Here is an 11835-nt window from a genome sequence, read left to right on the forward strand (position 1 = left end):
GTCCGTGCAGTACAGCACAGGCTTTCGGATACGGTGGGCTCACCGTAAGGGACGTGGACACAGACACGGCGGAATCCAAGGGGTTCGGATGACTTATGTATTCAAAGGCGGGCTGGAAAGACCCGGGAAAATGACAAGGATCCTCGGCCCCTGGGTGCTGTTGATCCTGGATGATTCACATATTGAATTCCGGATGAGATTTCGTTGGCTCGCGCGCTTTGCCGGGCCGTGGCGGGTCGAGCGGTCCGCCATCCGTGAGGTGTACCTAGGCCGCTTGAACGTCTTGACGCCCGCGGAGGTGAACTTCCTCGCAGAGGAGAACATGCCCTGGACGTTTCTTGCCCGGTCGCCAGGCCCCGTTCTTGAAGCCGCCGAAAAGCTCGGCTACCCGGTTCGTCCCGAAGCCTAGAAAGCGTCTTCCCGGATTCCGGTCACAATCTGCTGCCAGCCACTCCAAGATGAGCGGCGCAGGCAGCCAGGTTTACGCTGCTCGTTGACACGCCCCATCGCACCCCGAAGAGCCACCAATGACGCTTGACTCTGCCCTTTCCGGGCCTGCCCGGTCCCCGAAAAAGGCCCGGCTCCCGGAAGCCCGTGAACGTGGCTTCATTAGTACGGCGATCGGGGCTTTGGGCGCAGTGGCGTTGTTCGGCGGATTCGCCCTGGCACTGGGAGCAATTGCCGGCATTTCGCCGCGGCTCGGGGCGGTTTCCGATGGCTGGGCCGCCGACGTGCCTCATGATGCTTTCGCCGCCTTCCGCTGGTTCCTCGGCGACATGAGCGAGCCGCAGTTCTACAAGTCCGATCTTGCCTCCCTCGCCCTGCTCGCCGGGGCCGGCCTGGCATGGTGGGCCGGCCGTCGTCGGAAGAATTGGGCGGGCGCGGCGCTCTCGTACGGGACCGGCCTGTGGCCGTGGCTCCTGGCCGCGGCCGCCTTGAGCCTGATGATTTCCAACCTCGCGTTCGGCTGGCTGCTCGACGCCGGGTGGCAGCCGACGTTCGTTCCTTTCGTTTCCGTGGCTCCCGCCTTGGTCCTTGTTTACGGGCCCGGCTGGAAGACGTGCCTGAGCGGTGCCGTCCTGGGGGCGCTGACGACGACGCCGCTGGCCTTGCTCCTCATCGCTGCCGTCTCCCGGCCTTTGGGTCTGCCCGCCGTGGTGGCCTGTGTCCTCGCCATGGCCACGGGCTCGGCACTGACGTTTGCCCTCGCGCGAAAGCTGCCTTGGCTGGTCCTCCCGTTGGAACCCTTCCGGGAGGACGCCGCGGGAGACCCGCTGCCGCCGTCGTCCCTTTCATTTCTCAGGAGCGACGCGCTCTGGGCCGCACGCCGCGTCCTCTGCGACTTCAGCGAGGCGCCGTTCTTCGCCAACGAACTCGCCAGTGCCGGCCTGCTTTTGGGTGTCGCGACGGCGTTCGTCCTCAACCCGGCGCTGCCCGCCGATGGGTCCGGGCTGCTGCCGCAGATCCTGTTCGCGCAGGCGCTCAGCTCGGCCATCGGCGTGGTCCTCTGGCGGGGCTGGTACCGCGACGGCGGATCCGCGGCGACGTACGCGTCCGTCGTGTCGGTTGCGCCCGCGGCCGTGCTCGCGACGGGAGGTTCCTGGACGGGAATCATCGGTGGGGCCGTGCTGGGCGCGGTCCTGGCACCTCCCGTGGCCCGGGCCGTGAACGCCCGGTTGCCCAGGGGATTCCACCCGACCATCGGCAACACTGTGGCAATGGCCGTCGCGACGGCGGTCAGCCTGCCGGTTCTCGGACTGCTTCCGGCATAGCACGCCGGAGGCTATTTCAGGCCGGACCTGACGAAGGCGTCCACGACGTAGCGCTGCAGGAAGATATAGATCAGGAAGATCGGCAGGCACGCCAGCGCAGAGGCTGCCATGATTGCCCCCCAGTCGTTTCCTTCAGCGCCGAGGAAGCCGCGGATGCCCACCTGGATCAAGGCGTCGGATTTCTGCATGATGAGGGACGGCCATAGGTATTCGTTCCATGCGCTGATGAATAGCATGATGCCGAGCGCGGACAAGGCCGGCCGGAGGTTCGGTACCACGACTTCCCACAGGGTCCGCCACGAGGAGCGGCCGTCCATCTGGGCGGCGTCGAGGAGTTCGGCTGGGAAGGCTTCGAGGTGCTGACGCAGCATCATGACAGCGAAGGCCGAGCACAGCTGGGGCAGCACCACGCCGGTGATGGTGTTCAACAGGCCCATCTGGGAGATCAGCAGGTAGTTGGGAATCATAGTCACCTGGAATGGCACGAGCCACGAGCCGACGAACAGCAGGTAGAGCGCCTTTTTCCCGGCGAAGTCCCACCGGGCGAAACCGTAGGACGCCAGAATTGCTACCAGCAGCTGGGCCACAGCCAACGCCAAGGACATGGCAAAGGTGTTGGCCAGCATCCCGCCCACAGGTAGGGCCTCCCACACGTGGACGAAGTTCTCCAGGCTCAACGGCCCCGGCCAGGGGTTGGCTGACAGTGCTTCGGCGGACGGGCGGAACGCCGTCACGAACATCCAGTAGATCGGAAAGACGGACGTCACGGCCAGCACGACCAGCAGGAGGTGGCTGGGAGCCATGCCCAGTGCCCGGATGCGGAGTGCCCGGATGCGGAGCGCACGGCGGCGGACGGCTCCCCCGGCCGACAACTGTTCGCCTGATCCTTCGGCGTGGGACCCTGGGGCCGGTGTGAGAAGTGCTGAACCGGGCTGGGACGGTGCAGCAACGGTAACGAATGCCATGGTTGTTCTTCCTGGTTGTCGAAAGCTCAGTTGTCGTAGAAGCTCAGGCGTTCGGACAGCTCCACGAAGACCAGGGCGACCAGCCCGAAGCCAAGGAAGAAGAGCGTTCCCGCGGCGGCAGACAGGCCGGCGTCGAAGTTCCGGAAACCGAACTGGTACAGCAAGTAGTAGATATTCGTGGACGAATTGCCCGGCCCGCCCTGCGTGACGAGGTCGATGATCGGATAGGTCCACTGGGCGGAGAGCAGGATGGTCATCAGGGACAGGAAAACCAGGCTGGGTGAGAGCAGCGGCAGGATGATCCGCCAGGTGATCTGCCGTCCGCTGGCCCCGTCGATCGAGGCAGCCGCGGCGTAGTCCGGGTTGATCCCGGCGAGCCCGGCGGATACCACCAGAACACCGAAGCCCAGCATCTGCCAGCCGACGATCACGATCACGGAAAGCATGGAACTGGCGGGGTCGCGGAACACATTGTCCATCGGCGCGCCCAAGGTGGCGGCGATGGCGGGGATGGTGCCGCCTTCGGGGGCAAACAGCCAGCGCCAGATCGCGCTGGTTGCCACCGGCGTAACCAGGAACGGCACGAAGATCAGAGCCTGGTAGACGGTGCGTGCCTTGCCCTGGACCTTGCGGGACAGCAGGGCGAAGACCACCGGCAGTGCCACGGAGATGCCGAGGAAGGCCAGGATGTACAGGCCGGTGTTGAGCAGGGCCTGGTGCAGCTCGGGCAGGCTGAGGACCTTGGCGTATTTCTGTACGTCCACGAACTGCTTGGGCCTGGTGGGGATGAGGTTCCAGTCGTAGAAGGACAGTCCGACGGTCTGGCCCAGCGGCCAGTACGTCCAGACGAGCAGGAGCACGACGGCGGGTAGCACGAAGAGGTACGGGCTCAGGGTGCGGCGGGGGCTTCGGGCAGTGCGCGGGCCAGCCGGACCGGCAGGGGTGGTGCCCGCTGCCGGTCCGGTGGTTTCGATGAACATCGGGTGGTCCGTTCCGGTCTTAGCGGGCGGTACCGGCGAGGGCGGCGTCATCGGAGGCGCCGGTTCCGGCAGCCTCGTCGCCGACCTTGAAGCTTTCGAGGGCTTCAGCGAGCTGGTCCGCCGTCATGGAGTACACGGTGGAGAATTCGCCGATCGGGACCACGGAGTGCATGATCCTGTCGCCGTAGACGTGTACGAGGTTGAACGCCTGGGCGCCATCCTGGCCGCGCATGGCCCCCTTGGGCACGCGCAGGTCCTGCGTGTAGCAGGTGGCCGATGCGACGCTCACCGGCACCCCCGCGAAATTGGAGAACGTCGAGTAGTGAAGGTGGCCGCCGACGAAACCGCGCACGTCAGTGCCTTCGATGACCGTGGCCAGACGATCCTGGTCCTTGAGGTCAACGAGTGCCATGACGTCGATCGGGCTCGGAACCGGCGGGTGGTGAAGCGCGATCAGCGTGCCGTGCGGTGCCGGAACGGACAGGACGTCCTTCAGCCAAGTCAGCTGCTCTCCGGTGATTTCGCCGTGGTGCTTGCCCGGGACGGTCGAGTCCAAGGCGATGATGCGCAGGCCGTTGATGTCGTAGACCATGTCCACGGATTCCTGGCCGGCGTCGGAATCAAGGAGTTCCGAGCGGAACGCGGTGCGTTCGTCGTGGTTGCCCATGACCCAGATGACCTGGGCGCCGAGCTCGGCGGCAGCCGGTTCGACGAGGGCGCGCAGCCGGCGGTAGGCGTCGCGGCGGCCGGTGTCGGCGAGGTCGCCGGTGAAGACGATGGCTTCGGGGCGCGCCTTGGTGGCCGCGAAGTCGCGGAACAGGCGGGCCAGGTTCGAGTCACTGTCCACACTGCCGTGCAGCAGTTCGTTGTCGGCGACGAAATGGGTGTCGCTGATGTGCAGGATGAAGTGTTCGGGCGCGGGGTGTTGGGTGTCCATGTGGGCTTTCCTTCGGGGTTGGGGGGATAGTTCAGCGGGTGGTCAGGACGCCGGTGAGCCGGTTGAGGTCGTCGTCGGAGAATCCATGGGCTTTCAGAAGGCCTGCCGGGCTGCCGTAGAGTTCGTCCACCAGGTCCAGGGCGCTGCGGAGGACCTGGGCCGGGCTGGCGGAGATGATGGAGTGCAGTTCGCTGCCCGCGTTATTGAAGTCCGGGTGGGCGGCGACGGCTGCCAGCATGGCCTCACTCCATTCGCCTCGCAGGTTCTCTTCGCTGGCGGTGTAGTCCAGGATCACCTGTTCCCGGTCAACGCCGGCGGCGAGGAGGGCCAGGGCGATGACGAGGCCGGTCCGGTCCTTGCCAGCGGTGCAGTGCACCAGCACCGGCGTGGTTCCGGAATCGGCGATGAGCCGCACGGCCTGGGTGAGCTGGGACGCGTGGTTGCGGACCATCAGCAGGTAAATGTCCAGGAGCCCGGCGATTTCCTTGCCACCGGGAACGTTGCCTTCTTCGAAGATGGGGTTGTGCCGGACGTCCACCGGCAGTCCCTCGAGACGGCTTGGCGATTTTTCGAGTTCGGTCCGGTCCCGAAGGTCGATGATGAGGCCGATGCCGAGATCGCTCAATTGGTTACGGCCGACGTCGTTCAGGCGGTGGAGTGCATCCGAGCGGAAGAGCTTGGCGTTGCGTACCCGCCCGTCCGCGGCCGGGTAGCCGGTCATACCCCGGAAGTTGTAGGTGCCTTCCACGGGGAAGGGGCGGTTGCGCGTTCCAAAGACTGCGTCTTCGATGGTGGTCACGGTGTGGGTCCTTGTTTGGTGGCGGGGTTCGGTGCTGTCGGGCATCAGCGGGGGAGGAGGTCCTGGGCGCGCTTCGCTGCTTCGGTCATGGTGGACTTGGCGTCCTTGCCGAAGTAGACAACGTCTTCGACGGCGGTGGCCAGGATGTCGTCTACCTGCACATAGCTGTTGCCGGGGTAGGAAACCCAGGGCTGGAGGTGGTCAAGCTGGGCGAGGTTCGGGGCGAGCAGGGGGTTCTTCTGTGCCCACTCGTGAAGCACTCCACCGTCCTCGGTCAGGCTCGGGCGCAACGGCAGGTAGCCGATCTTGCTGGAGATCATTTCGTAGGCCCGGTCGCTGGTCATGTATTTGATGAGTTCCCAGGAGGCACGCTGCTTGGCGGGGTCCTGGGAGAGGATGAAGAGGGCGGAACCGGAGTTGGTGGGGACGGCCGGCTTGTCTCCGAAACGGGGCATGGCCGTGTTCTTGAGCTCCCAGCCGCCCTTCGCTGCAGCCTGCATGTACATGCCCTGAAGGGCTGAGGTGGTGAGGATGAAGGCGGTGTCGCCCTTGGCCAGGCCTTCCATTTGCGAGCTGGCGTCGGAGTTGCGCAGCACGCCGGACTTACTGAGGGCTGCGAGCTTGGTGACGGTGTCGACGGCGGCATCGGAACCGAAGCCGATCGTCTTCCGGTCATCGGAGAGGACCTGGGCGCCGTTCGATTTGAAGAGCCCCTGCATGCACCAGTTGCCGCCCTTGCTGGTGCAGGTGATGTCGAGGGAAGGCTTGCCGGTTTTTGCGGTGACGGCTTTTGCCACTGCCTCGACCTTGTCCCAGGTGGACAAGTCCGGGGTGCCCTTGATTCCGGCGGCGGCAAGTTTGTCCGCGTTGTAGAACAGGACCGGCGTGGAGAACACGTAGGGGATGCCGTAGGTCTTGCCGTTCCAGTCCGCCAGGTGTTTCGCGTTCGGGTGGAAGGGGTGCTTGCCTCCGAGGTGCGCGTCCACGGCGTCCTGGCCAACGAGGTCGCTGATCGCGTTGGCGCCGAGCTGTGTGGCTGCGAAGTCGAGGGAGTCGAAGGTCAACTGGGCGACGTCGGGAGCCTTGCCCGCCAGGAGTTGGGTCTGGACGCTGCTGACGGTGTTGGACCCGACGGCGCCACCGCCCTGCGGTGCCTGGGCGTTCACCTTGATGTTCGGGTGGGCCTTCTCGAATTCGGAAACGAGGCCCTTGATTGTGTCGGTCCACACGCCGGCCGAGGCCAGGTTATAGCTCTCGAAGGTGATCTCGACCTTCTGGTCGGCCTTGAGTTCGGGGATCCGGGCTGCGGCCGCCGTCGAAGACTGGGCAGGGCCGGAACAGGCGGCGAGGGCCAAGGCGGCCGTGCCGGCGGCCAATGAAAGTGCAATTGAACGGAGAGGACGCACGGTGTTTTCCTTGCTTGTTGGGGGGGCTGGCGTTGGGGATAAGGGGTCCTAGGAGATGGTGCTCCCCGCGGACACCGCGGGAACGGGTGCAGGGCCGTGTGTAGAGGAGGCGTGTGTGGTGGAGGCACCGGCGGTTGGGGCGTCGGGCTGCCATTCGAGGCGGCGACCGCTGCTGCGGTCGAACAAGTGGAGGTTCCCGGCGTCGGCGCTCAGCACAACGGCGCTGCCGGAATCCCAGTGCTCGTTGCGGCCGGTGCGGACCGCCACCCGGTTCTTGCCGACCTTGCAGTACACCACCTGTTCGCTGCCGAGGTTTTCGGAAAGTTCGACGACGCCCCGCAGGGCAGCTCCGGACCTCGGCGCCGCGGCGGCGGAACCGGCCGCGTGGATACTCAGGTGCTCGGGGCGGATGCCCAGGACGATGTCACGTTGCGGTGTCCCGCCTGGCCAGAGGACGGCTTCGAGCGACGGGGCCATGACAGTGATTGAGCCCTGGCTGGTGGACAGCTCGGCATCGAGCAAGTTGGTGGCGGGCGAGCCCAGGAAGCCTGCCGCGAACACTGACGCCGGCCTGTCATAGAGCTCTTCGGGCGTGCCAAGTTGTTCGAGCCGGCCGCCGTTGAGCAAGGCGATCTTCGTGGCCATGGTCATGGCTTCGACCTGGTCGTGGGTGACGTAGATGAACGTGGCACCCAGCCGGCGGTGCAGGCCGGCGAGTTCCTGACGGGTGGCGGTGCGTAGTTTGGCGTCCAGGTTGGACAATGGCTCGTCCATGAGAAAGGCCTTGGGTTCGCGGACCAGGGCGCGTGCCACCGCCACCCTCTGGCGTTGCCCGCCGGAGAGTTCCTTCGGCTTGCGGTCCAGGAGATGGCCGATTTCGACCATGTCCGCAACCGCCTTGACCCGCTCGTGGGCCTGCTGCTTGTCGACGCGGCGCACCTGCAGCGGGAAGGCGAGGTTCTTTGCGACGCTCAGATGCGGATAGAGCGCGTAGCTCTGGAAGACCATCGCGAGGTCCCGCTTCTTGGAGGGCGCATCGGTGATGTCCATGCCATCAAGTTCAAGTGAGCCCGACGTCGGTTCCAGCAGCCCCGCGATCATCCGCAGCAGGGTGGTCTTACCGCAGCCGCTGGGCCCTAGCAGGACCAGGAAGTCACCGTCTTCAACGGTGAGGGAAATGTTGTCTACAGCAGTGACGCTCTTGAAGGAGCGCGTCAACTCCCTGAGCACGAGTCTGCCCACGATTACCTCCGAAGAAACGATATTTCCCGATCGGTGTTTTTCAGGAAACGTCTTACCCTTCGAGGGTGGGGGCTGACGGTTAACGCGTGGTGGGGCTTGGATGAACTGCCAGCGCGCGGACAGGAAACAGTTGGAGCCCCCGCCGGCCGCGGTTTATTCAGGGTGTTCCACCATGTGCAGGACCTCTTCCAGCACCGCAGACCGGGCGCGTTCAACCTCGGCAGAACCCGCGGTGACCGCTGCCTGAAGGGCGGAGAGGAGCAGCATCTGGACAAGGTTCCCGATGGGCAGGGGGTCGTTCCAGGAATGGAATTCGGCACCGGCCACCAGGGTGTGCGCAGCCAGATCGGCCAAATCGGACTTCGCGTAGCTCGTGATTCCGACCACCGTCGCTCCCTGATCTGCGGCGATGCGGGCCCCGCCCAAGGTGAAGGAGTTCATGCCGCTATCACTGACGGCGATGCAGACATCGCCCGGCGACAGGAGCTTGGCCGCAATATGTTGAGACACGATGTCCGAAGGCGCTTCGCAGATGATGTCTGCTGCAAGGAAACGCAAAGCGAGTGACTTCGCAGGAGCCAAGGAGGCCCCGTTTGCAACCACGAGCAAGCGGCCGGCCCTGCGGATCGCCACGACGGCGGCGTCGAAAGCCGAGAAATCCAAGGTGCCCAAGGCCCCGCGGATATCGTTGGCGGCCCTCGCGAAAATTCCGGAAACCAGGTGCTCCGAACTCCCCGGCTCACCGACGGCGCCGCTCTCCTCCTGTTGCAGGCTGTCCCGCGCCGCGGCGCCCAGGTCGCGCAGCAGGAGCTGGCGCAGGTGCTGGAATCCGTCGAACCCAAGCCGTTTGCAACTGCGTACGACGGTTGCGGGGGATGTCCCGGTCTGCGCCACAAGATCAGCAACAGACATCCTCGCCACCGTCTCCGGCGAGTCAAGGCATAGCTGTGCCACCCTTTGTTCACTCGGAGCCAGGGCCGGGAAGATCGACTTGATGTGGGCGCGGATTCCGCCCAGGGGTGGCTCGGACTGCAAAGAATTCATGTGGCCTTCATAGCAGACTGGCTTGAACAACGGGATCGTCTTGGCGTGCGCAGCCCGGCCTACCATTGAATGGAACCGGCCGCTGCGGATGTGGCCGAGGTAAACAAACGCTGCAAAGGAGCGCGGCATGGCCAACTCGGCATCCGGGGACTCGGTGGTGGATCGCGTCGTCCGGGTCATCGAAGCCTTCCCCGAGGGGGCGGACGCGCTGCAGCTGTCCGAACTGGCCGAACGCTCGGGACTGCCCCTTTCGACCGCGCACCGCCTGGTCCGCCAGCTCGCGGCACATGGCCTTTTGGAGCTCGGCGCCGGCGGTAACGTGCGGTTGGGGCTGCGCTTCTGGGAACTGGTCAGCCGCAATTCACGCGCGCTGGCACTGAGGCAGGCGGCGATGCCCTTCATGGAAGACATCCAGCAGGTGCTCAAACAGAACGTGAACCTGGCCGTACTGGAGGGCTGGGAGGTCCTGTTTGTGGAGCGGCTTTCGCGCCGGGGCTCGGTGGCGAACCGGGCCCGGGTCGCCGGGCGCATGCCTGTCCACATTTCCTCCGCGGGCCTGGCCCTGATGTCGTACCAGCCCCGGGCGGTCCAGGCGGAGTACCTCACGCAGTTCCATGACCCGGCAGGGAAGGTGACGGCCGGCGTCGTACGCGGGATGCTAGCCGAAACGCACCGCCAAGGGTACGCGGAACTGGCTGGTGTGGTGGACCCGGACACCTGGGGAATCGCGGTGCCGGTGCTCGACGGCGGGAAGCGGGCGGTGGCGGCGCTCGGCGTCGTGGTGCCGCTTGCGGAAGTCCGGCTCCAGTCGCTGGTTCCGGCGCTCCAGACGGCGGCGCGCGGGATCGGGCGGCAGCTCGCCGATCCGGGTGGTTTCCGTTCAACGGAATCGATGTAACACCGTTCACCTGCTTCCGTCCACACTGTTCCTAAGCCGGGCGGCACGCCGCCGCAGACCGCAACGAAGCGAGGAACACCGTGGCACGAACACGCATCACCACCCGGGTGGCCATCATGGGCGCCGGACCGGCAGGGCTCATGCTCTCCCACCTGCTGGCGAAGCAGGGAATCGACTCCGTGGTGGTGGAAATCCGCAGCCGGCAGGCCATCCAGGAGACCGTGCGCGCCGGGATCCTGGAACACGGCACGGTCAAACTGCTGGTGGACTCCGGCGTCTCGGACCGGGTACTGCGCGAGGGCGACCGGCACGACGGCATCGAGCTGCGTTTCAACGGCGAAAGCCACCGCATCGACTTCAAGGAGCTGGTGGGGGAGTCAGTCTGGCTGTACCCGCAGACTGATGTTTTCAAGGACCTCGCCGCGCGGCGGGAAGCCGACGGCGGCGACATCCGGTACGGGGTCACGGACACCACCGTCAACGAGCTCGGCGGCAAGCCGAAGCTCTGGTTCACGGACGCCGACGGGCAGGAATTCGAGGTCGAGGCCGACTTCCTGGTGGGCGCGGACGGTTCCCGCAGCCACTGCCGGCGCCAGATCTCTGAGACCGCGCGGACGCAGTACTTCCACGAATACCCCTTCGCCTGGTTCGGCATCCTGGCCGAGGCCCCGCGCAGCGCCGACGAGCTCATCTATGCCAACTCCGGGCACGGCTTCGCCCTCATCAGCCAGCGAACCGAGACCGTGCAGCGCATGTACTTCCAGTGCGATCCCCGCGAGAACGTGGCGGACTGGGACGACGAGAGGATCTGGGCCGAATTCCGGAAACGGGTCAACGGCAACGGCTTCGAACTCAGGGAAGGGCCGGTGCTGGAGAAGGTGGTGCTGCCGTTCCGCAGCTTCGTGCACGCACCGATGCGCCACGGGAACCTCTTCCTGGCCGGCGACGCTGCCCACACCGTCCCGCCCACCGGTGCCAAGGGCCTGAACCTGGCCATCAACGACGTGAAGATGCTGTCCCAGGCTTTCGATTCGTTCTACGGTTCCGGTTCCACGGTGCTGCTCGATTCCTACAGCGACCGTGCCTTGGAGCGGGTCTGGAAGGCCCAGCATTTCTCCTACTGGATGACCTCCATGCTGCACACCGTCCCCGGTGCCGACGATTTCAGCCGCGCCCGGCAGCTGGGCGAACTTCGCTCCGTGGTGTCCTCCCGGCACGGTCAGGCGTACCTCGCCGAGGCGTACACGGGGTGGCCGGGGCGGTAAGGGTTGCTCGCCTCACGGCGCAGGGGCGAGCCTTCCCCCGAAACGTCGCCGGCGATAGCATGACACTCTCCTGCTCCGACGAGCTGTCCGCCGTTCTTGGGGGTGCTGGATGAGTGATGCAAGCGAGGACCTGATGTGGCAGCTTGTGGGGGTGTACCCCGGATTTGGTCCGGTCCTGGCCGAGCATCTTGAGGATAACTCCGATGAGATGCTCCCCCATCTCGCGATGTCGGATTTCGTCAGGTGGCTGGTGGATCAGTACAGCTTGGATCCGGCCATTTGTGAATCCGCTTGGGCCTGGTTAGAACGGGCATTCGACGAAGGGTCCGAGGATGTCAAAGATCTCATTGGGGTCAGCGCAGTCGAGATGATCCCTAACCCAGGTGATCCCGGCTCCGGGATGCGGGACATGCTTGGGCCATCCCTCCGCGAAATGGATGACTGGCTCCAATGATTGGTGGTCGGTCCGGTGTCCTGGGCAGATGGGACCTCGGTTGCTTCTAAGACACGAGAACAACGTGCCGCAA

The 11835-nt window shown here is 65.4% G+C and carries 12 protein-coding genes; 5 read left to right on the forward strand and 7 right to left on the reverse strand.

Annotated features, from left to right (window positions below):
* Positions 1-88 precede the first annotated feature (88 nt).
* Together ACNQPB_RS05140 and ACNQPB_RS05145 are read left to right on the forward strand one after the other, a co-directional pair.
* Positions 89-409 carry a hypothetical protein gene (locus ACNQPB_RS05140; RefSeq protein WP_498749641.1) on the forward strand — a complete coding sequence of 107 codons (321 nt, stop codon included), beginning with the start codon at positions 89-91 and terminating at the stop codon, positions 407-409.
* A 118-nt stretch (positions 410-527) separates the two neighbouring features.
* Complete coding sequence (locus tag ACNQPB_RS05145) at positions 528-1772, forward strand: hypothetical protein (RefSeq protein WP_498749643.1); 1245 nt, start codon at positions 528-530, stop codon at positions 1770-1772.
* 11 nt (positions 1773-1783) lie between these two features.
* On the opposite strand, the gene ACNQPB_RS05150 is transcribed toward ACNQPB_RS05145, so the two are convergent.
* The 7 genes from ACNQPB_RS05150 to ACNQPB_RS05180 form a co-directional block, all read right to left on the reverse strand.
* A complete protein-coding gene (locus tag ACNQPB_RS05150) occupies positions 1784-2737 on the reverse strand; it encodes a carbohydrate ABC transporter permease (protein WP_498749644.1) in 954 nt (317 codons plus the stop codon).
* Positions 2738-2763: 26 nt separating this feature from the next.
* Positions 2764-3717 (reverse strand): carbohydrate ABC transporter permease, encoded by a 954-nt coding sequence (locus ACNQPB_RS05155; RefSeq protein ID WP_498749646.1) that lies wholly within the window; start codon positions 3715-3717, stop codon positions 2764-2766.
* 19 nt (positions 3718-3736) lie between these two features.
* Positions 3737-4654 (reverse strand): phosphodiesterase, encoded by a 918-nt coding sequence (locus ACNQPB_RS05160; RefSeq protein ID WP_498749648.1) that lies wholly within the window; start codon positions 4652-4654, stop codon positions 3737-3739.
* A 31-nt stretch (positions 4655-4685) separates the two neighbouring features.
* On the reverse strand, positions 4686-5453 hold the full coding sequence (locus ACNQPB_RS05165) for a tyrosine-protein phosphatase (protein WP_498749649.1): 768 nt from the start codon (positions 5451-5453) through the stop codon (positions 4686-4688).
* Positions 5454-5497: 44 nt separating this feature from the next.
* Positions 5498-6859 (reverse strand): ABC transporter substrate-binding protein, encoded by a 1362-nt coding sequence (locus tag ACNQPB_RS05170; RefSeq protein WP_498749651.1) that lies wholly within the window; start codon positions 6857-6859, stop codon positions 5498-5500.
* A gap of 48 nt (positions 6860-6907) precedes the next feature.
* The gene (locus ACNQPB_RS05175; RefSeq protein WP_498749652.1) at positions 6908-8101 is read right to left on the reverse strand and encodes an ABC transporter ATP-binding protein; all 1194 of its coding nucleotides are present in this window, start codon (positions 8099-8101) and stop codon (positions 6908-6910) included.
* A 153-nt stretch (positions 8102-8254) separates the two neighbouring features.
* Positions 8255-9145, reverse strand: a complete 891-nt coding sequence (locus ACNQPB_RS05180; protein ID WP_498749653.1) for a MurR/RpiR family transcriptional regulator — start codon at positions 9143-9145, stop codon at positions 8255-8257.
* A gap of 127 nt (positions 9146-9272) precedes the next feature.
* Here ACNQPB_RS05180 and ACNQPB_RS05185 point away from each other — a divergent pair, with 127 nt between their 5' ends.
* From ACNQPB_RS05185 to ACNQPB_RS05195, 3 genes are all read left to right on the forward strand, one after another.
* Positions 9273-10043 (forward strand): IclR family transcriptional regulator, encoded by a 771-nt coding sequence (locus ACNQPB_RS05185; protein WP_498749655.1) that lies wholly within the window; start codon positions 9273-9275, stop codon positions 10041-10043.
* An 80-nt stretch (positions 10044-10123) separates the two neighbouring features.
* The gene (locus ACNQPB_RS05190) at positions 10124-11308 is read left to right on the forward strand and encodes a 4-hydroxybenzoate 3-monooxygenase (protein ID WP_498749656.1); all 1185 of its coding nucleotides are present in this window, start codon (positions 10124-10126) and stop codon (positions 11306-11308) included.
* 109 nt (positions 11309-11417) lie between these two features.
* Positions 11418-11762, forward strand: coding sequence for a DUF7674 family protein (locus tag ACNQPB_RS05195; protein WP_498749658.1), 345 nt, complete (start codon positions 11418-11420; stop codon positions 11760-11762).
* The last annotated feature ends 73 nt before the right edge of the window (positions 11763-11835 follow it).

The sequence above is a fragment of the Curtobacterium sp. LFS079 genome (assembly GCF_047977865.1).
GTDB lineage: Bacteria > Actinomycetota > Actinomycetes > Actinomycetales > Micrococcaceae > Arthrobacter.

What these genes read in the sequence shown, in the direction of transcription:
- ACNQPB_RS05140 (WP_498749641.1), top strand. Translation starts at nt 89, where the DNA reads ATGACTTATGTATTCAAAGGCGGGCTGGAAAGACCCGGGAAAATGACA.
- ACNQPB_RS05145 (WP_498749643.1), top strand. Translation starts at nt 528, where the DNA reads ATGACGCTTGACTCTGCCCTTTCCGGGCCTGCCCGGTCCCCGAAAAAG.
- ACNQPB_RS05150 (WP_498749644.1), bottom strand. Translation starts at nt 2,737, where the DNA reads ATGGCATTCGTTACCGTTGCTGCACCGTCCCAGCCCGGTTCAGCACTT.
- ACNQPB_RS05155 (WP_498749646.1), bottom strand. Translation starts at nt 3,717, where the DNA reads ATGTTCATCGAAACCACCGGACCGGCAGCGGGCACCACCCCTGCCGGT.
- ACNQPB_RS05160 (WP_498749648.1), bottom strand. Translation starts at nt 4,654, where the DNA reads ATGGACACCCAACACCCCGCGCCCGAACACTTCATCCTGCACATCAGC.
- ACNQPB_RS05180 (WP_498749653.1), bottom strand. Translation starts at nt 9,145, where the DNA reads ATGAATTCTTTGCAGTCCGAGCCACCCCTGGGCGGAATCCGCGCCCAC.
- ACNQPB_RS05185 (WP_498749655.1), top strand. Translation starts at nt 9,273, where the DNA reads ATGGCCAACTCGGCATCCGGGGACTCGGTGGTGGATCGCGTCGTCCGG.
- ACNQPB_RS05195 (WP_498749658.1), top strand. Translation starts at nt 11,418, where the DNA reads ATGAGTGATGCAAGCGAGGACCTGATGTGGCAGCTTGTGGGGGTGTAC.